This is a genomic window from Novipirellula herctigrandis (assembly GCA_007859835.1).
GTDB lineage: Bacteria > Planctomycetota > Planctomycetia > Pirellulales > Pirellulaceae > Novipirellula_A > Novipirellula_A herctigrandis.
Window position 1 is genome coordinate 5,898,778 of sequence record SJPJ01000001.1, and the last position, 26,998, is coordinate 5,925,775.

At 53.3% G+C, this 26,998-nt stretch carries 10 protein-coding genes; 7 read left to right on the top strand and 3 right to left on the bottom strand.

Annotation, left to right across the window (positions count from 1 at the left end; genetic code table 11):
- The first annotated feature begins 77 nt into the window (after positions 1-77).
- Positions 78-1,055, top strand: a complete 978-nt coding sequence (locus CA13_RS21655; protein ID WP_146400182.1) for a sugar phosphate isomerase/epimerase family protein — start codon at positions 78-80, stop codon at positions 1,053-1,055.
- Positions 1,056-1,060: 5 nt separating this feature from the next.
- Positions 1,061-2,059, top strand: coding sequence for a GDSL-type esterase/lipase family protein (locus CA13_RS21660; RefSeq protein WP_146400184.1), 999 nt, complete (start codon positions 1,061-1,063; stop codon positions 2,057-2,059).
- 141 nt (positions 2,060-2,200) lie between these two features.
- Here the strand turns inward: CA13_RS21660 and ilvD are convergent, their stop codons facing one another.
- A complete protein-coding gene (ilvD, locus tag CA13_RS21665; protein WP_146400186.1) occupies positions 2,201-3,880 on the bottom strand; it encodes a dihydroxy-acid dehydratase in 1,680 nt (559 codons plus the stop codon).
- Positions 3,881-4,005: 125 nt separating this feature from the next.
- Here ilvD and CA13_RS21670 point away from each other — a divergent pair, with 125 nt between their 5' ends.
- Genes CA13_RS21670 through CA13_RS21685 form a run of 4 tightly spaced genes read left to right on the top strand, consistent with a single transcriptional unit; the run spans position 4,006 to position 8,212 of the window.
- A complete protein-coding gene (locus CA13_RS21670) occupies positions 4,006-4,656 on the top strand; it encodes a 3-keto-disaccharide hydrolase (RefSeq protein ID WP_146400188.1) in 651 nt (216 codons plus the stop codon).
- Between the two features lie 6 nt (positions 4,657-4,662).
- A complete protein-coding gene (locus CA13_RS21675; RefSeq protein ID WP_419194664.1) occupies positions 4,663-5,292 on the top strand; it encodes an HAD-IA family hydrolase in 630 nt (209 codons plus the stop codon).
- A 15-nt stretch (positions 5,293-5,307) separates the two neighbouring features.
- Positions 5,308-6,888, top strand: a complete 1,581-nt coding sequence (locus CA13_RS21680) for a Ppx/GppA phosphatase family protein (RefSeq protein WP_146400192.1) — start codon at positions 5,308-5,310, stop codon at positions 6,886-6,888.
- A gap of 25 nt (positions 6,889-6,913) precedes the next feature.
- Positions 6,914-8,212, top strand: coding sequence for a protein-L-isoaspartate(D-aspartate) O-methyltransferase (locus CA13_RS21685; RefSeq protein ID WP_146400194.1), 1,299 nt, complete (start codon positions 6,914-6,916; stop codon positions 8,210-8,212).
- Positions 8,213-8,239: 27 nt separating this feature from the next.
- Here CA13_RS21685 and CA13_RS21690 read toward each other — a convergent pair whose 3' ends face one another.
- Positions 8,240-9,847, bottom strand: a complete 1,608-nt coding sequence (locus tag CA13_RS21690) for a glycine--tRNA ligase (RefSeq protein ID WP_146403819.1) — start codon at positions 9,845-9,847, stop codon at positions 8,240-8,242.
- 246 nt (positions 9,848-10,093) lie between these two features.
- Positions 10,094-10,882 (bottom strand): tetratricopeptide repeat protein, encoded by a 789-nt coding sequence (locus CA13_RS21695; RefSeq protein ID WP_146400196.1) that lies wholly within the window; start codon positions 10,880-10,882, stop codon positions 10,094-10,096.
- Positions 10,883-11,396: 514 nt separating this feature from the next.
- On the opposite strand from CA13_RS21695, the gene CA13_RS21700 reads away from it, so the two are divergent.
- On the top strand, positions 11,397-26,609 hold the full coding sequence (locus CA13_RS21700; protein WP_419194665.1) for a GEVED domain-containing protein: 15,213 nt from the start codon (positions 11,397-11,399) through the stop codon (positions 26,607-26,609).
- Positions 26,610-26,998 lie beyond the last annotated feature (389 nt).

The following is a 26,998-nucleotide window of genomic DNA, read 5'->3' on the forward strand; positions in this document are numbered from 1 at the left end:
CGAGCCCGCCTTTTGTCCGCTATACTAAGCCGCGACGCCAATCATCCATTGTCCAAATTTTGAAAATATAATCCTTGATGAACGGTCAAACCAAACAAACCCAGTCCACAAGTTCAGCTCGTTTCAATCGTCGTCAACTAGCAAAAGGTACCGTCGCCACGTTAGCCGTTGCTGGCTTGCCCCGAGTCGTTCGCGCCCAGGCTCCAACGCAATCGGTAGCGTCGCGTCCTAATCCGATTGCGGTTTCGACCTATTCCTATTGGCGATACCGTGACGACAGCAAACTGTCGATTTTGGATTGCGTCGACCTAGCAGCGGATACAGGTTTCGATGCTGTGGAAATATTGCATGTGCAAATGGAAGATGATTCCGATGGAATGCTCCAGCAGATCAAACAACGTGCATTTCGCCGTGGTATGGATTTGTGCGGATTGTCGACACATCAATCTTTTGTTTCGCCCGATGCAGACAAACGCCAAGAGAACATCGATCACACCGTCAAGTGCATCGAATTGGCGTACAAGCTTGGAATCCCAACGATTCGCGTTAACACAGGTCGGTGGGGAACTTCGGGCGATTTTGATGAACTGATGAGGAACAAAGGGATTGAGCCAAGACTTGACGGCTACACCGACGACGATGGATTTGGTTGGGTCCGCGAGTCTTTTGAAAAGTGTTTGCCGGCTGCGGAAAAGTGTGGTGTCGTTCTAGGACTCGAGAATCATTGGGGGCTTGGTCGGACTGCCGAAGGTGTCTTGCGGGTGATCCGCGAAGTCGACTCGCCTTGGTTGCGGGCAACACTGGATACGGGCAACTTTTTGGAAAACCAATACGAACAGTACAAGCAACTTGCACCGGAGGCTGTCTTTGTCCAAGCGAAGACTTATTTCGGTGGTGGCACATGGTACACGCTCGACATCGATTACGACCGCGTCGCCAAAATCCTTCGCGATGTCAACTACCGAGGCTACATCTCGCTTGAATTCGAAGGCAGCGAGTCACACGAAACAGCGATTCCCAAAAGTCTGGAAATGCTAAGGGAAGCTTTTGCTTGAGTTGAATGGAAATTGAACGCACCACGACAGAAAATTTAGCGCAAAAGTCGTCGATTCGTGGAGTGCTGGAAACGCTCTCAATGGCGATCGTGGTTGTTGTCTCGCTGTTGAGTTTTCCAAGTGTGTTGCCGTGGATGATCGCGGTGTGGCTTGTTTGGCATACAGTGTTGGCCCATGGGAATCGTCCCGCGTGGGTGCCATTGGTTGCATGCTTGGTAATCATGGTCGTCAAGTTGGTTCCAAGAACGCATGCCATGATTGTTCTTGGTTGTGTGTTGGCGCTCATTGCCCTGGTTCGATTTCGCGCGAGGAACGAACCACTTTCACGACAAAAACTCGCACTGAAAACGACGTTAGTGTTGTGGGCCGCATGGGGATTGATGTTCTATGAATGGCAATCGACGATCCACTGCGGTCGTCCTATGATGCTCGATCCTGACCGACCGGTCGTCTGTATTGGCGATAGTTTGACCGATGGTATGTTGCCGGATCATGGTTACCCGGATCCGCTCGGAAAGATGATCCGCGTACCCGTGGTGAATTTAGGGTTTTCTGGGATTGCAACTTCGCAGGCACTCGGCCAAATGGATCGAGTTCTCGGGCATAATCCGCAGGTCGTTGTCATTGAGCTTGGCGGCCATGATTTTCTAAAAGGTCATAGCCGATCGAGTACGAAGGCGAACTTGGTTGCAATGATCGAGGCATGTCGCAAACAGGATGCGGAAGTGATCCTCATGGAGATTCCTCGCGGTTTCATCTTTGATCCATTCGCGAGCTTGGAACGTGAGATCGCGCACCAATACGATGTCGAGTTAGTCGCGGACACTTGGCTTCGGCAAATCGTGGTGATGAGTCCGATTGCCCCACCCGGTATGTGGATGCCAGCATCGCAGCTTAGCGATGACGGTATCCACAGTAACCCGCGTGGAAGTGAAGCGATTGCAAAAAGAGTTGCCGGGACGCTGCAAACAATGTATGGCGATGCAGTACTGAAGGAACCATGAATGATAAGGAGTCATGCATGATGTCCGTCGGCAAGCACCCGTTTGCATCTGGGGCTGGTAACTTTGGATCTGGCTTCGAAGGAGGGAAGCTCCACCGTCGCCAGATCAAATCTGTAAATTAGTGACTGATTCGTCAGCAGTTTATTCGTCCGTGACGCAACCTTCGCTGGCGGTTTTGACGTTCTTGATGTACTTGTAAAGCGTCCCACGAGTTGCTTTGAGCGGCGGAGCGGTCCAGGTCGATCGGCGTTTTTCGATTTCTTGATCGCTGAGGTCGACATCGAGTCGATTCGTTTCAGCATCGATAGTGATCGAGTCTCCATCTTGGATCAATCCGATCGGGCCGCCAACTTGCGCTTCGGGAGTGATATGGCCGACGATAAAGCCGTGACTTCCTCCGCTAAATCGGCCATCGGTCAGCAGTGCCACATCGCCACCGAGTCCGGCGCCCATGATGGCACTGGTTGGCGTCAGCATTTCTGGCATGCCCGGGCCGCCCTTGGGGCCTTCGTAGCGAATCACGACGACGTCACCCTTTAGGATTTTCTTCTCTTCGAGTGCATGCAGCATGTCCTCTTCGCTATCGAAAACACGTGCGGGGCCGGTGAAAACGAGCCCTTCTTTGCCCGTGATTTTGGCGACCGAGCCTTCTGGTGCCAACGATCCCTTCAAGATTCGAATATGGCCGGTCTTTTTGATTGGATCGCTTATTGGATGCACGACCGTTTGGCCTTTCTTCAATCCAGGTAGCGGTTCGAGGTTTTCAGCGAGTGTCTTGCCAGTCACGGTTATGCACGATCCATCGAGCAATCCTTCCGCGAGCAAAAATTTCATCACTGCGGGCGTGCCACCGACACTGTGCAAATCCTCTTGGACAAATTTGCCACTTGGTTTCAGGTCTGCAAGGAACGGAATGCGATCGCTAACGCTTTGAAATTCGTCGATGGTCAGTGGCACATCGACAGCGCGGGCCATCGCGATCAAGTGCAGCACCGCGTTGGTGCTGCCGCCCAGGGCCATCACCGTAACCATTGCGTTTTCAAAGGCAGCACGCGTCATAATGTCACGTGGTTTTAGGTCCAATTTCAGTAGGTTCAGAATCGCGGGGCCGGTTTGGTGGCATTCTTCCATTTTCCAAACGTCTTCGGCAGGGATACTGGCCGAATACGGCAGCGACATACCGAGTGCTTCGATCGCACTGGCCATCGTGTTGGCGGTGTACATGCCACCACAAGCGCCTGCACCGGGGCAACTGTGGCGAACGATCTCTTTGCGTTCTTCTTCGCTAATTTGTCCCGCGATGAATTGGCCGTAGCACTGGAAGGCGCTGACGATATCGAGAGTTTCGTCTTTGTAGTGTCCTGGTTTGATCGTACCGCCGTAGACCATGATCGCTGGTCGATTGAGTCGTCCCATCGCCATCAAACAGCCTGGCATGTTCTTGTCGCAGCCTGGAAGTGCAATCAGAGCGTCGTACCATTGGGCCGCCATCAGCGTTTCAATTGAATCAGCGATCAGGTCACGACTTTGCAGCGAATAGCTCATCCCGTCGGTGCCCATTGAAATGCCGTCGCTGACGCCGATCGTGTTGAACCGCATGCCAACCATGCCGTTTTCTTCGACCCCTTTCTTCACTTCGCCGGCCAAATCGAGCAGGTGCATGTTGCAGCTATTTCCTTCGTACCACATGCTGGCGATGCCAATTTGTGGCTTGTCCATATCTTCGGGAGTCATGCCGGTGGCGTAGAGCATCGCCTGAGACGCTCCTTGGCTTTTGGGCTGAGTGACTTTGCTGCTGTACTTGTTGAGCGGTTGGTTCATGGCCGATTCTGTCGGGATTTACGAGGGGAGGGACCGGTTTGCGGAATTCACAGGCTACCGATTATGATCTTCATTGAGCGTTTCACAACGGGACGATTGCCTTCCCCCGAAAGAGAGTCATTGCAATGCTGCGTTTTTCTTGGTTTTTTGCACTTTCATGCCTATTTGTTTCTCTGACAAACATGCCATTGGTGGCCGATGATTTCCAATTGAAGTCGATGTCGCTGTTCGATGGCGAGACTTTGGCCGGTTGGGAAGGCAATGCGTATTGGTTCCGAGTCGAGGACGATGCGATTGTGGCAGGACGATTGACCGAAAAAATTCCCAAAAATCAGTTTCTTTGCACCACCGAGCTGTACGGCGATTTCGAATTGCGACTCGAAGCAAAATTGGTTGGCGAAGCTAAAAACGCAGGCGTCCAGTTTCGTACCAAGCGAATTCCGGGGGAAACCGAAGTATCGGGCTACCAAGCGGACATGGGAGAAATGAATGGCAAATTGATTTGGGGAGCGCTCTACGACGAACATCGCCGCAACCGATTCCTTGTCGAGCCCAATGAGGAAGTGGAAAAACAGGCCGTGAAAGCAGACCAATGGAACGAGTTCCGAATACGCTGCGAAGGGCCACGAATCCAAATCTTCATCAACGGAACTCAAACGGCCGACTATACCGAAGAAGACTCGAGCATCCCGCGTGTGGGTGTCATCGGGCTACAAATCCACAGTGGTGCGCCGACCGAAGCGTGGTACCGTAACATCCGACTTCGGTCTTTATAAATGAAAATGATGCCAAGTATTGAATTTGTCTATTTCGATTTGGGGAACATTTTAGTCACGTTCGACCACCAAATCGCGATCACCAACGTTGCTAGTCGTTTTGGTTTGCCGGCCGATCGCGTTGAACAGACGCTCTACCATAGTGGGATACAGGAGCGGTTCGAACATGGCCACGTGACCGGCGAAGAGTTTGCGATGTTTCTTCGTAGCGAATTTGGATTGACCGAATCGGAGATGCCAACGGCCGACGTGCTCGATGCCTGCAGCGACATGTTCGCCCCAATCGAGTCGATGTGGGAACCCTTTTCTAGGGTTCGCGATTCGGGGATCGCCTTTGGAGTTCTGTCGAACACTTGTCACGCCCATTGGGATTGGATTGGCAAACAGACATGGCAAATTGCCAAGGTCTCTTGGGAAATTCGTGTGTTGAGCTGCGAAGTCGGGTCGATGAAGCCGCATCACGGGATCTATGAAGAAGCAGAAAAAGCGGCGAAAGTCCCGGTATCGAGCATTTTGTTTCTCGATGATAAACCCGAGAATGTTGCCGCAGCGATTGCCCGCGGTTGGAATGCAGTACAATGCTTTGGAGGCGAGCAAGCCGAAGCGGCGCTGCGACATTTTGCTGTGATTGCCTAACCACAAAGATTATCCATGATGCCTACCGCCCAAGTCCCCTCGACGCCCCTGCTTCCCATCTCGCCGCGTCCGGTGGCCGTGATTGATATCGGTGCAACCAGCATCCGGATGGCGATCGCGGAAATTCACGAAGATGGCGAATTTCGCACTCTCGATACTCTGGTTCAACCCGTTGATTTTGGACGTGAAGTGTTCGCGGTTCGCCGGCTAAGTCGCGCCAGTATTGAACGAGCTGCGACAATTTTGAAGCAATACCAACGTGTCCTCCGTGAATACGGAATTACTTCGAACGAAAACGTCCGCGTGGTTGCGACATCCGCTGTTCGCGAAGCATTCAATCGGCTCGCCTTTACCGACCGTATCTATATTGTGACGGGGCTCACGATCGAGGCGATCGATGAGGCTGAAGTGAGCCGGATCACGTATATGGGGATCGCACCGCAACTGCGAAACGATCCTGAATTGGCCGACGGACGCTCCATTGTCGCCGAAGTCGGGGGCGGCAACACCGAAGTTTTGGTGATCCGAAGCGGTAACGTTTTGCATAGCCAATCCTACCGACTCGGGTCACTACGGCTGCTGCAATCGGTCAACCAAGCCAAGGTCTTGCCGTCGCGACAGCGTGGTTTTTTGGAGAATCACATTCGGCGAACGCTCGATAATATTGTCGACGATGTCAAACCTGATCCGACCAATCGTATCGTCGCTTTTGGGGGAGACATTCGATTCGCGGCTCACCGAATTCTTGAGGATTGGGACGGAGTTTCGCTCGCTCCGCTTGATACCGAGCGGTTGGCGGAATTTACTAACGAAGTGCTCAAGCTAGACGTCGATGCGATCGTAAAACGATTCGGCGCGAGTTTTATCGAAGCGGAAACGCTCGGTCCCGCGTTGTTGGCTTACACGATGTTGGCCCAGTCGTTCAGCCAGTCGTCGGTGTTCGTTTGTGACACCAATTTGCGAGATGGGCTACTTCACGACATCGCAGTCGGGGGGAGTTGGACGGCCGAGTTTCGCAATCAGATTGTCCGTTCCGCATTGGGATTAGGGCGTCGCTTCGATTTTGACGAATCACATGCTCGAAATGTTGCTGATTTGTCGCGAAAGCTGTTCGATCAATTGGGGCGAGAGCATCGGCTTGACTATCGACAGGAAGTGCTACTGCACGTCGCGGCGCTGCTGCACGAGATCGGTTTGATGATCAATGTGCGAAGCAACCACAAGCATGCTTTGTATGTGATTCGCAACAGCGAGATTTTTGGACTATCCAAAAGCGAACTTTTGCAGGTCGGCTTGGTCGCCCGATATCATCGGCGGGCGAATCCGCAACCCTCGCATGAGGGCTACGCATCGCTTGACCGTGAAGAACGAGTGACGGTGGCCAAATTAGCTGCGATTTTGCGTTTGGCGATCGCGCTCGATGACACACGAAGCGGCCGGATTCGTGAGATCGAATGCACCCGAGAAGCCAAACAATTGGTGATCAAGGTCCCTGGTGTTGACGATGTTTCGTTAGAGCATGTTGCATTGCGGCAAAACGCGGGCTTGTTCCGAGACGTCTTCGGGATCCCAGTGCTGCTTCGCGCAGGACGGTGATAACAAATAGTCGAAAGGATTATGGATGAAGAAGTTGGAATTTCGCGTCAATCGCTCATTGAAGTTGTTTTGTTTCTTGGGGAGTCTTTGTTTGGCATTTCTGATTCAATCGGAACAATCGGCTGCTGACGATCTGTATGCGATCGCCCGGCAACAATTGGTTCGTGATCGTATTGCGTCTGCGGGGGTGACGGATAAACGGGTGCTCGATTCGATTCGTTCGACGCCGCGACACGAGTTCGTTCCGCGAAGCCAGCGCGACCGTGCATACTTCGATATGGCACTTCCGATCGGTGATTCGCAAACGATCAGCAGCCCGTTCATCGTTGCGATGATGACCCAAGCGATCGAGCCAAAACGGACCGATGTTGTGCTAGAGATTGGAACCGGTAGCGGTTATCAGGCGGCCGTGTTAAGCCCGTTGGTGGAACATGTCTATTCGATCGAGATCGTCGAAGAGTTAGGAGACCGGGCGGCGGAAACGCTCAAACGACTCGGCTACGAAAACGTATCGACTCGCGTCGGTGATGGTTTTCTTGGCTGGGAGGAAGCAGCCCCTTTCGACAAGATTATTGTCACTTGCAGTCCCGAATCGGTCCCAACGCCACTGGTCGACCAGCTTCGCGAAGGTGGTATTATGATTATTCCTGTTGGTGAACGGTATCAACAAACGCTCTACCTAATGACCAAACAGGACGGAAAGCTCGTTCGCAAAGCCCTCCGCCCTACCCTTTTCGTTCCCATGACAGGCGAGGCGGAAGAGGGACGGCAAAAGCAACCCGATGCGGCAAATCCCGTGGTAGTGAATGGCGATTTTGAGACAATGCCCAAGGAAGGCGACGCGGAGACATCCGACTATGTCCCCGGTTGGTACTACGGCCGCCAAGTCAAACACATGCTACCCGAGATAATTAGCAGCGACACGGGGGAAAGCTCGCGAGACGATGCCGCTCCAAGTGGCAAGGGGTTCGTTCGGTTTGAAAACGAGACGTTTGGTTTAAGTTCGCATTTGTTGCAAGGAATTCCGTTTGACGGCCGAGAAGTTTCCTCGATTCGATTGAGCGGAAAAATCCGTGTCGAGGGCGTGCAGATTGGGCCAGACCCGGAATCGTTACCAATGATCGCAATAAGTCTTTACGACGAACAACGCCGCGATCTGGGGACGTATTGGCTTGGGCCATTCCGAGGAACGCGGTCATGGCGCGAGGTCAGCCGGTTGGTCCGCATTCCCACGCAGACGCGAGAAGCGATCTTAAGGATCGGTCTATTCGGAGCCACTGGCCAGGCCGATTTTGACGACATTAAGATCAAAAAAATCGATTGAACGTTGCGGAGGCTAACGATGCGGAGGTTATTGGATCCGCGAGGTGAGATCAGTGACGACATCGTCGATCTTGACTCGCCATTGCTCAAGCGTGTCGCGATCTCGGATCGTGACGGTTTTGTCGTTTAACGATTCGGTATCAACGGTGACGCAGTAGGGAGTACCCGCTTCGTCTTGGCGACGATATCGACGACCGACTGCACCTTTTTCATCGTAAAAGACGTTCATGTGCTTTTTCAATTCGCCGTAAATTTCGCGTGCGATTTCGGGCATTCCGTCTTTTTTGACGAGTGGGAACACAGCCGCTTTGATCGGAGCAAGACGCGGATGCAGCTTCATTACCGTCCGCGTTTGCATCTTGCCCTTTTCATCGGGGGCTTTGTCTTCGCTGTAAGCTTCGCATAGAAACGCCAAAACGCCACGGTCGGCTCCGGCGGAAGGTTCGACGACGTGGGGCACAAATTTTTCGTTTGTGACTTCGTCGCGGTAGGTTAGATCACGACCGCTGCCGCGATACTTCGCTTTGCCATTTTCGCCAAGTTCGACCTCCATCGGCCGGGTCGCTGGATTTAGCTTGCCTTCCATGTGGCTGCGAAGGTCAAAGTCGCCACGATGAGCGATCCCTTCGAGTTCACCGTATTCTCCTTCGGGTAAAAACGGGAATGCGTATTCGATATCGGCAGTCCCGACACTGTAATGAGCCAATTCCTCTTGATGATGCTCTCGCATGATCAACGATTCGCTTGATAGCCCGAGTTTGGTGTACCAAGCCATCCGGCGGTCTCGCCAATACTTGTACCAAACTTGTGATTGATCGGGGTGACAGAAAAACTCGATTTCCATTTGCTCGAACTCACGCGATCGGAAGGTGAAGTTGCGCGGCGTGATCTCGTTGCGGAAACTTTTGCCGACTTGGCCGATCCCGAAAGGAAGCTTCACGCGGCTGCTGTCGAGCACGTTCTTAAAGTTGACGAAAATACCTTGTGCCGTTTCAGGTCTTAGGAAGGTCGCGTCGTTCTCACCACCAAGGGCACCGAGCGTGGTTTTGAACATCAAGTTGAACTCACGCGGTTCGGTTAGCGTGTCAAGGTTTTTTGCGTCAGGTGCCAAAACCTCTTTGGTCGAATCAAGTCGGTCGATCGTTAGCGACTCATTCGAGATCGAGATTTTGTCGGCGTCTTTGTTGCGAAGTCTGAAAAACTTCATTGCTCGGCGGCGAACTTCGTCAAGTTCCGTTTCAATGTCGGCCAATGTGGAGACAAAGATTTTCTGGGATCGGTCGGCGTATTCAACCCATCGACCACGGACTTGGTCGAAACGGTAACGTTTTTTCGATTCGCGACAATCGACCATATGATCATGAAAAAGGTCGTAGTGACCGCTGCACTTCCAAACTTGGGGGTGCATGATAATTGTGCAGTCTAGCCCGACCATCTCGAACGGTCCCGGAGCATTCGCGGGAGCAACAAGTTCGTTGTGGCCACTGATCATGTCGTGCCACCACGCTTCTTTCAAATTGCGTTTCAGTTCGACACCGAGTGGGCCGTAATCCCAAAATCCTTGGATGCCGCCGTAGATTTCGCTGGATTGAAACAAGAACCCACGTCGCTTGCAGAGCGACACAATTTGATCCATCGACTTCATGGTGAAATGATCGTTAAAGGGGGCAGATTGGCTAAGAAAGAGGCCAAATGTAGAGGAAGTAGCCGGAATTTGGGAGGCGGCAGGGAATCAGGGAGGCGTCCCGCCGCAGCGATCGCTAGAGTCGCTGCGGAGCTTGGAGCGTCATCCCATTAAAACGGTGAACTTGGGTGCGATCACGTTTGGCGGCGCGAAATACGTTTGATAACACACTTCCGCAGAGCGCCAGGCAACCATTTTCTAGCGCCGAATGAACCCGCTGTTATATCCAACGGCGTTGGGTTGCGTGGCAATTTGGCTGCCGTTTCCACTAGGGGAGGATTGCTGGGGCATTGGGCGGGCGTTGAGTTGTTGGTTAATGGCCGCGACCCGAGCAGCCGCATCGGGTTGCATGCCGTTGATCGCCAAGGAATGCTGGTAATTTCGCAGTGCTTGCTGCAAATCCCCCGATTGCTCACGCATCCGGCCTAACGCCAGCCACGCTCGCGAGTTATTCGCATCGATTTGGACCGAATCCTCCAAATACTTCAGCGCCGTGGTCGGATCACCCGATTCTTCGTAAAGGCGAGCCAATTCGACTCGTGGTTCCGCGAAGTTGGGGTTCTGGCTAGCCCAGTTCTTCATCAGTGCGAATGAGCGATCCGTCCGTCCGGTGTCCATTAGCAGGACAGCCAATCCGCGGTGGCATTCAACATGGTTGGGATCGTGGTCGAGACATTGGTTGTAGAGCGACTCGGCTTGTTCGAGTAGTTCCACTTGCCCGCGTTGGTTACCGAGCCGATGCGTGGTTGCCGCCAAGTTATAGTAGCCGTCGGCATTCTGAGGGTCCGTTTCGATGACTTTCTGGAATGATTGTAGCGCACCGGTGTATTGGCCTTGTTCGTAAAGCCTTGCTCCTTGAGCGTTTTGGCCGCTGGCGGCCCATTGGCAACCCGAAAAACAAATCAGCAGGAGCCCCCCGATTGAGAGAGCAGCGGAATGAATCCGAGGTCGACTTGGCAATTGAAATGGGTACTGGTGTTCAGTCATGAGACCAATCATCCTGACGCTGGGGGCTAAACGGTGCTCGGACCTAGAGAATCACCAAAAACCCCTCTTTTGGTGGTGGTTTTCAGTATTTCTAGGGCGGTTTGTACCGGACGTTAGCAACGATGGGATTCAGCACGCAATAGCGGAACTTTCGGCTCTACCGATTCGTCCAATATCGCCGGGAATCGGGGGGGGACGATCGTGAGCATAAAATCGGCGTAAGTCGACCTAAACCCCGCACTACAGACGATTTTCGTTGATTGACGCCAATCCACAACTAGAATTCAGAGCAGACTCTGCGTGCATACTGCCCAAACTCGCCCCTTTTATTAAGCTGCCTATTGCTCCTAAGTTCCTTTTTTCTGATTAAAAGATGACGTCGACGTGACGCATCTTTTTTTGAGAAGGTACTTTGTGACGTTCCTAGACGGCAACCGATGAGTGACCGAAGTAAGCCAGCAGAATCCCGAACCCAATTTTGCCACCACCATGGCACTGAACACGAGGCTGTTTGATGACCAACCGTAAATCGAAAGTTCGAGACGGTATCCAGAAAAGCATTCGCAACATGACGAGCCGCTTGCGTAATAAGCAGCGTCGTAACGAGCGTCGCTTACTATCGGAAACACTAGAATCGCGGCAATTGCTTGCAGGACCTGAATTGGTCGGTATCCAAAGTGATATTCCCACCGACGATGGAAATTTATTCCGCGACTTCGAAACGTTAGTGACCAACACGCTACCGACGGCCGTTCCCGAATTGGGATCGTCACCTCGCGAGTTGATTTTTCGGTTCGACGGCGATGCGGCGATTAGCGAAGAGAGCTTGGCCGGAATCACGATCACTCGCGCCGGAAGTGACGGGTTCTTTGAAGCGGCGAACGCGACCGATGACCTCGGTACCAACGGGACCGTGTTGGTCGAATACCGGGCCCAGTCGTCGGGGATTTCTGGAAACGGAATCACGATCAACTACAAGCAAACCAATCGCGGCAACAGCGGCGTGCCGGTGATTGCGACGGCCGATACGTCGGGGATTAGCCCCGTCATCACATTGGACCTGAACATCGCCACCGGCCGAACTGCGACGGTCGCCGAAGTGATCGCTGCGGTTAACGACACGGATTCAGTGAATCAAATCATTATGGCGCAGCAGGTCACCGGGGCGCCGTTGACCAAGGTGGGCCAGATCGTTGATACGACGAGCCCGGTCGTTCTGATGGGTGCAAATTCCGCACAAGCGATCACGGATCTCGGCACCACGGGTGCCGTCCGCGTTCGATTGACGGCTACTCAGTCGGGCCAAAATGGAACCGGTACAACCATTGAAGTGAAGCAGCGCAGCTTCGGTGGAGAAGCATTACCGTTGGTGCTTGTCAGCGGCAAAGCGATTGAGGTGCAAGTCAATTCGACCGCTGGCTTCGTGACCACCGTCGACCAATTCTTAACCGCACTTAATGCAAATCCGGAAGCGGCCAGCCTTGTTACTGGAACGCTCGAAGTGGGTGCGGGCAGCACCTTAATGGGCAACCGCAGCACGTTCTATTCGCCGCTGGTTCTAACTGGTGCTAGCGATTCGGTGATTGAACCAGGCTATGTTGGCTTTGGTGATTCCAATCGCGAGATTGTTTTCCGATTCGGTGAAGCACTGCCGGACGACACGTATCGTGTCGACATCAATGCCGCAGGAGCATTGGGGCTTCGCAACGAAGATGGGGAATATTTCAACGATGGCCAAAGTGTCACCGGACAATTCAAAGTCAACGGCGGTCCGAAAGTTTTGGCGGTCGTTCCTCAGCCCGTCACTCGTCGAGCCGATGGCACATTGAATGTTTCGGCGAACGTGATCGACGTCCATGTTGATGGAGGCGATGTCGATCCGAGCACGCTGACGAATCGCGACTTTTATCGTTTGATCTACACTCGCGATACCGTTGGAACGGCCGACGATATTCAACTCGCCCCGACGTCGGCGACATACAACTCGGTGACCAAGATCGTAAGGCTAGAGTTCGCCAATGCCTTGTCGCGAGTTCCCGATCCGATCAACCCTACTAGTTTTTTGGATGGCGCTGCGCGTCTTCGTATTGGATCGAGTGAGCCCGTTTCGATCACGCCCACATCCATTAATGTCGGTTCGGATGCCGCAGATAATTTTGCGACCGCGTTCAACCTCAATGGTCAATGGACGCTCAGCAGCAATCCAAATTCGGGGATTCAATCCGCGACTCTCAGCGGTGAGATTGTAAACACATCCGACTATTTGTTGCAGCTTCCCGGTGGATCGGATGTGCCCGGAGTCCGTGACCTTCGGCCGGATGACCCCTCGCGATTGCTTCGAACGATTCCGCTTGATGTCCTGCGTCTTGGTGCGGACTCTGAATCGGGGATTACCGAGTTTCAGTACGACTTTGTCAATAATTGGAATGGTGACGATCCAACGAGGCCTGGCATTGATGAATCACGCACTTATAGCAACTTGATCACGGAACAGCAGAAGGCTCGTGTTCGCGAAGTTCTGTCGCTGTTTAGTGAATACCTAGGCGTTCAATTTGTCGAAACCACTGGCGGGCTAACAAGTCAAGCGTCGTTCTCCATCGCAGTCGGAGAGCTCTATGGTGCCGATACGCGAGTGAACAGTGCAGCGGCGATTTTTAACGCCGATGGTACCGTGGACCTTGCGGCGCCTGAATCGGTCGTCGTCGCCACGCGTGACCGAAACCTTGACGGTGTGGATGACTTGGCGGTTCTTGACTTCCAAGATTTCGATCAATCGACCGATGACCAACTTGGCGGCGAATTTTTCCGTGGAGCTTTCTTGGCTGTTGGTCAATTGCTGGGCTACGGCTATGCCGATCATTTGCCACAGCCGGTTACACAGAGCACGGCATCGGTGCTCAACCCAAGCTCCGACAACGAGCCTGCATTCCCAAGTGTTGCGGATATCGTCAATGGGCAATTCATGTATCGGCCCGAGAGCAATGATATTGATGTATATCAATTCTCGCTTAACCAAACGGGGACGATCAGTATTGAGACTTTGGCCGAGCGTTTGCCAAGTTCAAGCTTGCTCAATACGGCACTTCGGTTGTATCAGTTCGACACCGTTTCGGGCACGTATACCGAGATTGCCGCGAACGACGATTACTTCAGTAACGACTCGTTAATCGATTTGGAATTGGATGCGGGCACCTATGCGGTTGGCGTCAGTGCATCGGGTAATACGAACTACGACCCCGCCACTCCTGGCAGTGGATTCGGCGGTTTAAGCCAAGGAACGTATCAATTAAATCTATCATTCCGTGCTAAGGGAGCTGACCGTATCGAAGACTTGTCGGGCAACTCGCTTGACGGTGACTTGGACGGTGAAGCGGGTGGGTTGTTCAATTTTTGGTTTGTTCCAAGTGATCCCAACACAACGCTTTTGGTTGACAAAGCAGCCGTCGCTCCCGACTTGAATCCTGCAACGTCGAATCCGTATTTGAACTTGGATGACGCCATTGCTGCGGCTCAGCCTGGCGATACCATTCGCGTCGTCGGCAATGGCGGTACCGACGGTGACGTTAGTACCGTGGCGGACAACTTTGCTTATGAAATTGGTAGTGACAATCGCGGCATTGCACTTTCCGATGGTGATTCATTGACGGTGCCTAAGGATGTCCATTTGGTCATCGATGCCGGTGCCGTCTTTAAGATGCGCCGAAGCCGAGTGGGTGTCGGTAGTACGGCACCACTTGTCGACACAAGTAACGCTTCTCTGCAAATTCTTGGTACGCCGACGATTCTCGATGCACTGGGACGTCCGGTTCTCGACCAAGAAGGCTTGGAGATTCCGGGCAGCGTGATCTTCACTAGTTACAACGATGATCTCGATCCCGACCAACCCGATAGCGCCCAAGCAGGCGATTGGGGTGGGGTCGATTTCCGCGGCGACATCGATTTTTCGGATGAGTCCCGAACGAACCTTGAGGCGCAAGGCATCTTCCTTAACCACCTGCAATTCGCTGACCTTCGCTATGGCGGCGGTCAAGTCCGTGTTGACGGTCGCAATGTGGTCGTCAGTCCCATCGAAATGGCGGTCACCCGCCCCACCATTATCAACAGTAGTATCCGCAACTCGGCTGACGCAGCGATGGCTGCTTCGCCGGACACGTTCGAAGAATCTCGATTCACCGAAGCAGCACAACTCGGTAACTTTACGCCGGATTATGCACGCGTTGGACCTCATATTCGTGGCAACACGGTCGAGGACAACACGATCAACGGCTTGTTCGTCCGTGTAGCGACGCGCACCGGTGACGTTTTGCAACCGTTGACCGTGAATGCCCGTTTTGACGATACCGATATTGTTCATGTTCTCAAAGAAAATCTTTCGATTATTGGCTCCGCTGGAGGCCCGGTCGAAAATATTGACGCACCGAGCAGTTTGCTGATTCGTGTCAGCGATCGTAGCGAGGCGGGTGACTTGTTGACTGGTAGCGTGCCTGCCGGCAGTTACCAATATCGCATTACTTTCTCAGACGGATCGGGACGCGAAACGACTCCGAGTCAAACGACCGCTCCGTTCACATTGGCCGCGGATGGAGCCCTTCGCTTGACGGGCCTTCCCACGGTACCGGCAGCATCAAGCTTCACTAGCCGACGACTTTATCGCGCAACGGTTCAACCTGACGGCACGCCTGGTGAATTCCTTTTGGTTGGATCACTGAATGCTTCGGCAACGACGTTTGTCGACACTGCTTTGATCGGTTCGGATCCGTTGCCAACAACGACTCAAAATCGATCGGCTCGATTGGATCCCGGTTTGACGCTCGATCCAGGAACGATCCTGAAAATTGAAGGGGCACGGATTGACGTCACCTTCGGTAGCCATTTTTATGCCGAAGGAACGGATCAACGGGCGGTCGTAATGACCAGCCTTTCGGATTCTCGCTACGGTGCCGGTGGCAGTTATATAACGAACGGTCAAGACGACCAATTTTCATTGGAAGCGGGCGATTGGGCCGGCGTTTACGTTGGCTTCGGTGGCGCAGCGTCGTTTGATCATGCCGTGATCGCAGGTGGCGGTGGCCAATCGCGTATCCCTGGTGGGTTTGCCAGTTTCAATGTGATTGAAGTCAATCAAGGTGACTTGCGACTCGCCAATAGCCGTTTGGAAAGTAATGCGGATGGACGTGGCGTCATCAACCTGAATGAACCCGATCGTGGTGGGCGAAGCACGAACGCCAGTGGTACGATTTTTGTTCGGGCTGCACAGCCAGTGATTTTGAACAACGATTTCATTGGCGGCTTTGGCCCAATGGCTTCGCTTGACATCAATAGTTTCTCGTTCAATGAGTTGACCGATTCAGGTCGTTCCACGGGTCGGATCGACTCGGTATCGTCGGTTGGAAACAGCGGCCCGTTGCTGCAAGGTAACCGCATCGCAGCCGATCCCAATGACCCTGATACGGACGATGACTTCGGACTCAATGGAGTGGAAATTCGTGGCGGAGTTGTTTCGACCGAAGTGGTGTTGGACGACGTGGATATCGTTCACATCGTTCGCGATTCCATCGAAGTCCCCAACCAACATATCTATGGCGGGCTGCGACTTGAAAGCGATGCTCGCGGCAGTTTGGTAGTGAAGTTTGAAGGCGAAACGGCTGGCATCGTTGCAGGCGGAAGTTTAACGACCGCACAGGATCAATTCCAAGACATCGCTGACCGCATCGGCGGCAGCCTGCAAATTGTTGGTCATCCCGATTTCCCAGTCGTGCTGACTGCACTGAGTGACGATACGATCGGTGCTGGATTTGGCATCGATGGTACCGCAGCGCTCGACACCAATGGCGATGGCATTCTTCCAATCACTCTAGCCGATGACGGCGATCCGGAGAACGGCGTGCCGTCAACGTATGTTGGCTCGGGTTCATGGAATGGGATCACGATTCGTGAAGCCGCGGATGACCGTAATGTCTTGGCGACCAGCGAAAATGAACCACGCAATGTGGGCAACTCCGACACCAACCCCACGCCTGGTCAATCGCAATTCCTTGGTGAACTTGCACCTAGCACATTGGGTGGCGATGAAAACCGCCGACTCGGCTTTATCATTGACGGTTCGGTCAGCAAGCCCGGTGACATCGACGTTTATTCGTTCATCGGCGAAGCAGGTACGCTGGTTTGGTTGGACATTGATCGCGCCGACATGGGGCTTGACAGTGTGGTCGAGTTGATCGACGCAAACGGAAACACTTTGGTCTTATCCGACGATTCGATGGCCGAATCGATGGGGACCAAGAACCGATTGACGGGGACCAATGGTCTGTTCGAATCCGACAACGCTCGGGCGCTGAATCAATTGGCAACCGACGGTACAAATTTGACGGCGACGGATCATCAAGATTTGTATTCGACCAACCCGCGTGACGCGGGGATGCGTGTGATTTTGCCGGGTGAAGCGGGACAGCGAAATATTTATCATGTTCGTGTTCGCAGTAGTAGCGTAGCATCGGGAGCCAATGGATCATTGGTCGTTTCGGGTCAAACCCAGAACCAAGAACTTAGCTCGCTGCGTCGTGGTTTGACCTCCGGTGGATACCAACTACAAATTCGTTTGCAAGAAGTGGATGAACATGCTGGGACACAGATCCGGTACAGCGACGTTCGCTTTGCAGTCAACGGCGTGCAAGTCATCGGCGGACCGATTCACAGCCCGCTTGCGGGTGACGAATATGAAATCGACGCGCCCAACGACACGCTTGGCAACGCACAAATCGTTGGCATCTATTCGAACACGCAAGACGTCACGGCAACGGAATTCGGGCCTTTGTCGAGCGACCGATTGAGTAAGTCGATTGGCGGGACGATGAGTGGCCTGACTGATGTCGACTGGTATCAATTTGAGGTTAATTATCAAGATCTCACTCGTGATAGCGCCGCGTTGTACTTGGCCACCGCGTTTGACTTGGATTATGCCGACGGGTTGGCTCGCGCCGATACCGCCCTCTATGTTTTCAATGAAGCCGGCGAATTGATCTTGATTGGTTCGGACAGCAATATTGCCGACGACCAACCTTTGGGTACCGCTCAAGCGTCCGACCTTTCACGAGGTTCATTCGGCAATGGCGACCCCTACATCGGTTCCAGCGAATTGGTCCAGGGCACTTATTTCGTAGCCGTGTCGAACCAGACTCAAGTTCCTCAGCCACTTGATCAGTTTTTTAACCGCGACACAACCAATCCGTTATTGCGACTCGAACCGATCGATTCGGTTCAGCGACTCGCCGAACATAACTTTGACAACTATTTCGCAGGTACCGCGACGGCGCCGACAATCCCATTGTTGTTCGACAATAGTTCGATCATCGATTACACGCTCGACGATGTGCTGCTATATGTGAATACCGCAGGCAGCCTACGATTGGTCAATCCATTCACAGGTGTAAGCTACGGCACAGTAGGTGACTTCGGAGACGAGATTCGCGACATTGCATTCCGTGGCAATGGTGAATTGTTCGCCTACTCTGGATTCGATGATCGGGTCCCAGCCGATGACGCTTGGACGTACAACCGGATTAGCACGGCCGACGCTTCGCTCACCCAGATTAGCGTCGGTGCCGGCATTTCGACATTCCACGATCTTGTGGCTGAAACGCCTCCTGCTATTCAGATTCTTGATGTTGATAGTAATGACGGTATCGAAGTGGAAGCGATTTCGATTCGTCAATTCGCAGGTCGCGAGACTGGCTTCTTTGTCGGTAATCGCCCTGTCCCACGGCAAGGTTTGAGCTACATCTCGAATATCCTCTATGCCTTCGATGATCAAACCGGCTTGGCTGTCGGAAGTACCTTTGATCTCTCACTCGCCAACGCGGGTGCTGGTACCGAACCGCGTGAAATTGGCCAAATCGACACTGTCGCGCCTGTGACGGCTCCTTCGCTTCAGTTGGGCATCACGGCTGCAACGGAAGTGAATGCGGCTGGTATCAATGTTCCGAGTTTGTTTGATGGTGACCGCTTTACGGTTACTAACGGAACCGAAACGACGACGTTTGAATTTGATCAAGACTATTCTTTGATCATTGGTCAAGCCGCCACAATTAATGTCGGCGACCAAGTATCGATCAAATTGGCTGGCCAAACGGCTCGCGTGTTCGAATTTGTAACCGATGCTGCAACCGTCAGTTCAGGAAACATCCCCGTCGTGTTCACCGCAAACCTCGGTCCCGAAGCGATTGCAGCGTTGCTAGCCGATGCGATCCGCGAAGCGAAGTTCCCCATTTCTGCCGAAGGAACTCAGATGTCGATGCCGACAGCCGAGTTGGTCACTGTGACGCTCGGTGGTGCCGTTTCCTCTTTAACGCTCAACGGTGAACCCGGTGTGGATGCTGGGAATGTCCGGATTCCGCTTTACCCAACGGACACGAGCGCCGTTGTGGCCGCTCGCATTGAACAAGCGGTTCAAGATGCGTCGGATTCGGGGGACTTGCCAAATGTAACAGCCACGGCAGCAGTTGGCGCCGATCCTCGTTCGGTCCGATTTACCGGTGAGATTTTGAATGTCTCAAGTGGTGTTGGTACCCTTCGTACGACGAACCTTGTTGCCGGCGGAATTCCCACCGGTGGCTCGGTCACGGGTATCGAAGTGGTTGGAACTAGCCTCTACGCAGTCACCGATACCGGTGGGCTATTCGTCGTGGGGGGTGGATTCCTTGATGCCGTTGGCCAAGGTAACCGCGAAGTCGGAACTTATGTTGATACCGCTACCGACTTGATCGGATTGAACTTCACGGGACTCAGGGCCGGCCCGGGCAATGTCCAAAACGGTGAACTCAGTCAGGTTTTGTTCGGGATTACTGCCGACGGAACGATCCACGCGTTTAACACTCGCGGTGAATTGCAGCCCGTCTTTGCCGGTGGTCGAACTTCGATCAACACCGGAATCGCTGGCGCGTTGGGCTTGGACTTCAGCACGCTCGACACGAACCTCTGGCATGTCACCTCGACACGAAATGACGATCTGGGGCATGGTTTGAATGAAATCCATAGCAGCACCCGGTTTGGGCAAGATTCGGGTATTGGTCGAATCACTGGTGGTAATTCGTTAGCGTTCAATTTCGAAAATCAGTACGCGATTTCGGACAATGGGGCCAACGCGAGTGTCGGAGATGCACGCCAAGATGGTGATGCGATCGTTAACACGTATAACTTCCCCGGTGGAGCCAAGGGGGTTGTGGAGAGTAATTCGATCGATTTGAGCGAGTTCGCATCAAGTGACTTGCCGACGATGTACTTCAACTACTTCCTCAATACCGATAATGTTGACGACACAGATGGTGAACGCGACTCGCTTCGCGTTTACGTGATTGATCAAAATGGCGTCGAACATTTGGTCGCCAGTAACACCGAAGCACGCGGTGGGGGATCGTTCGATGACGAATTCGATGATCCGCCATTGATCGGTGTGTACAACGATACGGTTGACGTTGACGTTGCACAGTTGTTTGACAATGCCGATGGCAATTGGCGTCAAGCTCGCGTGCCTCTTGATGCGTTCGCAGGCCAAAGTGACGTCAGCCTACGAATCGAATATACCACTGCGGGCACGACGCAAACCGGCACGCCATCGATGCGTACCGTTTCCGCTGAATCGCTTGTAGAAGATTCGCAAATTGTTGTAAATGGCGAGGTCTTTGCAATTGATTTTGCTCCGGCGGTAAACACTCCTTCGGGCAAAGATTTGGCGACGCTTTACAGCGGCGATCCAAATGCGGTTGCAGTCATTACGATCGATGGGCAAGATTACGTGCTCGACGATGGCACTCGGACGACCCAGCCCGGTCAAATTGCCATTAGCCTACTGGCATCGCAACCCGCCGGTACGACACTCGGTGACCTTAGTGCAACCGACGTCGCTAACTTGGTTGCCGATACGGTCGACATGACTCGCTTGGTTCCATCGGGCACCGAATTGGCGGCATTGTACATCGACCCCGATGCAGTCTTTGTGGTCGATTTTGCTGGGAATCAATACGTTCTCAATGATGGCACTCGCTTGGTCGGAGTCGATCAGATTTCGGTGGACCTCACCAGTTCGTCGATTCCGCTGACGAACCAAACTGAAACTGACATTGCGATGGCACTTTCGGTTGCTGCGGGTGTTCCACTGCCTCAATTCAATGTCATCAACGACTTCAACTTCTCCGATCCATCCGATGACCCGTTGGTGGATAACCTTCGAAACGATTTGCTCTACGAAGCCACCGAATTGCCTTACTCGGGCGGGAATTCAACGATCAATGGCTCCGGTCGCATCGGCTCGGTCGATGCCCTCGGGAACTTGTCTAACTTAGACGATGTCGATTTGGTTCGTGCCAATGTGAAGGCAGGAACGACGATTTCGGTCGATGTTGATTTGGATACGAACCCTGCTTTGAGTGCAGCGATTCGATTCTTTGATGCGGTTGGTAATCCACTGTTCTCGACGCCGAACACTGCACTTGATGTGGTCGAGTACACCGCAACAGTCGATGGACCCGTTTATATTGGCATTAGCGGTCAAGGAAACGATCAATACGACCCTCGGTTCGAAGGAACCGCAGGGGTAGGACAGATCGATTCGTATACCGCGTCGGTTCGCTTCTTCATTCCTCTCGACGTGCAAACCGATGGGAATCTAATCGAAGTCCCCGGTTCGGCAACGATCACGACGTCGTCGGCGGTCATGCTTCCGGTCAGTGGTCAAACGCAGTTGTCAGGTATTCCGATTAGCGTTAGCCGCACGGCATCTGCCGAAGAGGTCGCTCAAGCAACCAGCCAAGCGATAGCCGATCGATTTACCGAAGGTGACACGACCATGGTCCCCGTGTCGGGATCGATGATTCGAACCGCGACGTTGACGATCAACGACTTCGGTCCCTTCGTCAATGCCAACCAACGGTATGGTGACCTGTTTGGTTCAAGCAACCTTGCTGGGTCGCTCGACAACGCCCATGAAGGCGTTTACCTCGATGACTTTATTATTGGATTTGCGGAACGAGGCGAGTTGGTAACGCAGTCGCGAGCAGTCGCTGCGACGGAAGTGTTTATTGCCGATGGAACACTTGATTTCACAAGTCCTTCTCAACCAAGTCAACCAACGGTTACCGGCAGTTATCAACTCGAAATCCGCGATGCAAGTGAGTATGTCGATAGTGATGCTTCGGCGCGATACCGAACCTTCAACACGAATGATCGGTTGAGCGAAGGCTACTCGATCACCGTATTGCCAGGCCCATCGATCACCGATGGTTCATCCTTTTCCGTCGCAGGTTTCGGAGCCGATGTCACTTTCGAGTTCGATGTCTTTGACGAACTCGGTGTCAGCGATGGACTGAACTCGCCAAACTCGCAAGTCGCGATTCGAGTCAGTTCTTCCGCAACCGCGAAAGAAGTCGGCAATGCCATTATCAATGCGTTGATGATGCCATCGGTAACACAGATTTTGGACGTCGCCGCAACGGGTGCCAATGGCAATCTCGGCTTCCAACAACTGCAAACTGACTTGATCCAGATGGAGGGTGATTCTCGCATCAATATTTATGGCGAAGTGATCGTGACCGACAATGGTGGCGCGTTTGCCGACACGACCTATTCGGGTCTTCGTGGTGACGACAACCGCGAAAATAGTGATCAAGGCGTCATCATCATTGAAAACAGTCGGTTCTTGTTCAATGCGGACGCCGGTGTGGATTTGAATCGAGCTGCCGAAGCTCGTACGCAAGGCACCGACGACACGATCGTGAACCCGTCCTCGGTAACGTATCCTCGCAACTTGGTCGAATTGAACACGAATAACTTGCTTCCGGGCGTTGTCGTGCAAAGCAACGTGATGGCGTTCAATGCCAACGCGGGCGTTCGTATTACCGGACTCGGTGGCGGTGGTGGCACGCAGAGTGACCCGATCGCATTCGACCGAATTCTGAACAACACGATCTTTGGCGGAAATGTGACCGCACCTGCTGAGTCTTTCCCCGATATCTACAACGATATCTTGTTTGAGCAAGGGGAGATATCCTTCGCCGATGCAGTGGTTAGCTATACGGCCGGAGATGACGTTACGGCTGGATTTGATGATCCGCTACAGGCACTCGGAATTCCCGACGCCGGCGGACGTGGACTCGAGCCCGTGGATGGCACTACCACCACTTCGCTTGGAGTAGGCGGTTCACTCACCCTCGAATTCACGGACAATTTCTTGACCGGCAGCGGTGACACGCGGCCTGATTTGATCGTTTTTGAAACGGGTGCGATCGAAGGCGTTTTGGTGGAAGTCAGTCGCGATGGAGTCGGCTTCTTCAATGTTGGTATCATTGCAGGAATCGATTCAACGATTGACTTGGACGCCAGCGGCTTTGATGCTCAAGATCGCTTCCGATTCGTTCGTTTAACGGATCTTGGACAAGGCACCGCGACGAGTGGACCCGTTGGTGCAGACATCGACGCGGTTGGTGCTTTTGGTGCTTTGTCGACTATCGGAGCCGATATTTACGTCTCGGGTAGTCAAGGTATCGTTGTTCAAAATGGCGCCGGTCCTACCCTGCTGAATAATGTGATCGCCAATACGGAAACAGCGATCACGATCGATGACGCTGGTTCGCAAACCGTGATCGGTGGCACGACGTTCTATCGCAATCAAACCGACGCGATCAACAACCAACCCGATGCCGACGGGGCATACGCTCAAACGTTGCCTTCGGCTCTAGAACTATTCATTAACCCCGTCGAACTTGTCTTTACTCCGCGTGCTGGAACGCCGATCATCGATAGTTCGATCGATTCGCTCGAAGATCGCAGTTCGCTGTTCACGGTTCGCAATGCAATTGGTTTGCCACCGAGCCCGATTATCTCGCCACGTTTTGATGTGAATGGTCAGTTGCGAGTCGACGATCCAAACGTCGAAACGCCGGACGGTATCGGCGAAAGCGTCTTCAAGGATCGTGGTGCCGAAGACCGCGCCGATGAAGTAGGCCCCCGTGCTGTATTGGTCTCACCACGAGCGCCGGATATCGGTCTCGAAGGGGGCCAAGTGGTTACCGCACGAAGCGACATCTTCACATCATTTGACATTCAACTGATCGATGGAATCGCTAATGCCGATCCGACACCCGGTGTCGGTATTGATGATGCAAGCGTGACCGGAGATGCACTGCTGGTGACGCGCAATGGACAAATGCTGATCGAAGGCGAGGATTACCAATTCGGTTACGATCCATCGAACAATGTCATTCGGCTAACACCGCTTGCGGGCATTTGGGAAGATAACTCGGTCTACGTTGTTCGCTTACTCGATTCAAGCGACGCCGTTCTTCGCATCGAAACCGGATCGCAATATAACGACCGGGACTTGACGACCGTGATTGGACTCGACGGCTCGTTTACGACGCTCGAAGCCGATACTGGAATCAACATTGTCGTTGACCCAGGCTTGCTTGCTGCGGACATTGACGGACAAGCGGTTACCATTTTTGATGGCGTCAATACGGCAACATTTGAAATGACTACCGATGGTGCGGTTGGCAACGACGTGATCGGTGTTCTGATCGCTTCCACGGCAAGCATGGAACAAGTGGCCGCTGCGTTGGCTGCTGCGATTGACAGTTCAGGTTTAAGCCTAACCGCCGCATCTGCCGACAATCGCGTTCAACTTCTTGGATCGTCGACCCTTTCGACTGCAACGCCGCTAACCGACGGCTTTACCGTGACGGTCACCAATATCGACATTTTGATGTCGGCCGATTTGGTTGGTGCCGCCGATGGACAAACGACGACGGTTTCCGACGGTAACGCGACTTTGGTGTTCGAATTTGATACCGACGCCGTTCAGCTAACCCCAGGCAGTATCCAAGTCCCCGTCTTGGTGACCGATACAGCACCTGAGTTAGCGATTGCATTGAACACAGCGATTGCTGCACAGGGTTTGAACCTGACCTCGCAAGCCGTTGACAACCGAGTGGAAATCTTGGCTGATTCGCCGTTAGCTTCGGCGGCCGCTAGCACAACGGATATTCGGATCATAAGTGAAGTAACCGGTCCAGCGATCGGAACCTCCGTTGGCTTTGGTATCCGAGTTCCCAACGACGGTTCCTCTCTTGATCCGTCAGTTGCCGATGGCCAAACCTTCGTTATTCAACGTGGAGCGAACCTGATTAGGACGTTCGAGTTGAACTTCAGTGGGGGATTAATTGATCCAACTGCGATCGCGGTTACTCCAATCGGCGCTCCCACGATCGCCAGCGTGACCGATGCGTTGATCCGAGCGATCGGCGGTGCTGGGCTTGGCTTGGAACCACTCGACGCAGGCGATGGACGCATCACACTTGGTGGTGACACGAATTACGCGATGAATTTATTGGATACAGGGCTTCTGCAAATCGCTTCGGCGGGCCAAGAAGCGACGATCCCTGTGGTCATACCGATCGACGCGACTCGCGAAGAAGTTGCCTTGATATACACCGCTGCAATCCAAAGCATCGGGCTTCCCGATGTCACGGTTTCGATCGTCGGTGATCGCATGGTGATCGACGGAGTGAGTGCCGCTTTTGGTACCGGAGCCGTTGCACAACCGATCGTTCGCGATGATGTCGGTAACCTATTGCAAAGTAATACCGATAGGGGCACCACGGAACTTGTGATCTTTGTTGGTGGCGGAGCAGACTATGGCGATGCACCATCGCCCTATCAATCGCTTGCAGCCGATAATGGTCCGAACCATAGCGTCGTTGAGAACTTGTATCTTGGCCGCGGTGTGACGCTCGATACCGATGCAAACCTACCTAACGCGGATCAAAATGACGATGGCGTTCGCGTCACCGGTGCGATTCGACCTGGCTTTGCGACGGAATTGTTGGTTGACATTAACTTACCGACCGACCCAGCGGACAACATTCCCGTTGCAGCACCGGGCGTCTTCTATCTTGATGCGTGGTTCGACTGGAACAATGATGGTGTCTTTGCTGCCAACGAAGTTCAACGATTCGGTTCGGTCGGCAGTGGTCGAACGGTGGTTGGCGTTGGCTTAGGTAATTCGATTACGATCAACGTGCCTGGCTCGGCCGTGACCGGCGATACGTATGCTCGATTCCGCATCAGCGAAGATCCGTCGCTCGGATCGGACGGTTTCGCGGCAAGTGGCGAGGTGGAAGACTATGAAATCTTCGTTTCTAGTAATCCATACCGAAACCCAATTAATCAGTACGACGTCAACAACAGTGGCGAAGTGACTCCGCTAGACGCATTGCAAATCATCAATGCACTCGACCGAGCTGGGGTCGCAGCGGTTCAGCTAGACCAATTGCCGTTGCCAACGAATTTGCCTGAATTCCCCGACACCAACGGTGACGGTGTGATGACGGCACTTGATGCCCTCAACGTGATCAACGAATTGAACACGATGAGGAACGAGTTCGAGGCCTCCGGCGAACAAGTCGCAACCGGCTATGTACCGATGGGAGAAGGCGTGTTTGCATCAGGTGCGACCGCGACCGGCGATTTGTTGATCTCCGAAGCGAATTCGGGCAACCCAATTGCATCCGAGTCGACTCCGCAAGTCGTGCCGAGCCAGTCGAGCAAAATAAGTGTGTTTGACTCGGCAGCGACGATGAGCGTCGATTCAATTGTCGACACGATCGCCGAAGACACTGCATCGGCGAACGATAGCGATGATCCCGTTTCGACCTTGGATAAGATTTTTGCCAGTTTGTGAGCGAAACGCGATAGCGGATTTGCAAATTTGATGTAGGCCAGGATCTGGCCTGGCGCCACCTCGCCAGGACAGGTTTTGGCCTCCATCAGTTATCGCTGAATTGTTGCTATCATGACACGATGCTAGCGACAAACGGGAGCGGGCGAACGGGAGCGGGCGAACGCAATCCGAGCGGAAGCTCGCTTCGCTTGCGGTCGCACCGCACGGCGATGTTCCTGCGCGAATCAGGAAATTGCTCTAAAAAATGGCGTTTTTACCCAAACAATCGGAATCTTTTGCCACGTTGGAGGCAACCAAGTCATAATTTGGGCGTCTAAGGTAGCGGCGTTTGGGCTCCGATTGCCGATAATGGGGTGAGCCGTTTCGTCTTCTTTTCCACCGCACCGAGC

Excerpts from the sequence above, each read along its gene's own strand:
- CA13_RS21655 (WP_146400182.1), top strand. The coding sequence starts at position 78 with ATGAACGGTCAAACCAAACAAACCCAGTCCACAAGTTCAGCTCGTTTC.
- CA13_RS21660 (WP_146400184.1), top strand. The coding sequence starts at position 1,061 with ATGGAAATTGAACGCACCACGACAGAAAATTTAGCGCAAAAGTCGTCG.
- ilvD (WP_146400186.1), bottom strand. The coding sequence starts at position 3,880 with ATGAACCAACCGCTCAACAAGTACAGCAGCAAAGTCACTCAGCCCAAA.
- CA13_RS21670 (WP_146400188.1), top strand. The coding sequence starts at position 4,006 with ATGCTGCGTTTTTCTTGGTTTTTTGCACTTTCATGCCTATTTGTTTCT.
- CA13_RS21675 (WP_419194664.1), top strand. The coding sequence starts at position 4,663 with ATGATGCCAAGTATTGAATTTGTCTATTTCGATTTGGGGAACATTTTA.
- CA13_RS21680 (WP_146400192.1), top strand. The coding sequence starts at position 5,308 with ATGATGCCTACCGCCCAAGTCCCCTCGACGCCCCTGCTTCCCATCTCG.
- CA13_RS21685 (WP_146400194.1), top strand. The coding sequence starts at position 6,914 with ATGAAGAAGTTGGAATTTCGCGTCAATCGCTCATTGAAGTTGTTTTGT.
- CA13_RS21690 (WP_146403819.1), bottom strand. The coding sequence starts at position 9,847 with ATGGATCAAATTGTGTCGCTCTGCAAGCGACGTGGGTTCTTGTTTCAA.
- CA13_RS21695 (WP_146400196.1), bottom strand. The coding sequence starts at position 10,882 with ATGACTGAACACCAGTACCCATTTCAATTGCCAAGTCGACCTCGGATT.
- CA13_RS21700 (WP_419194665.1), top strand. The coding sequence starts at position 11,397 with ATGACCAACCGTAAATCGAAAGTTCGAGACGGTATCCAGAAAAGCATT.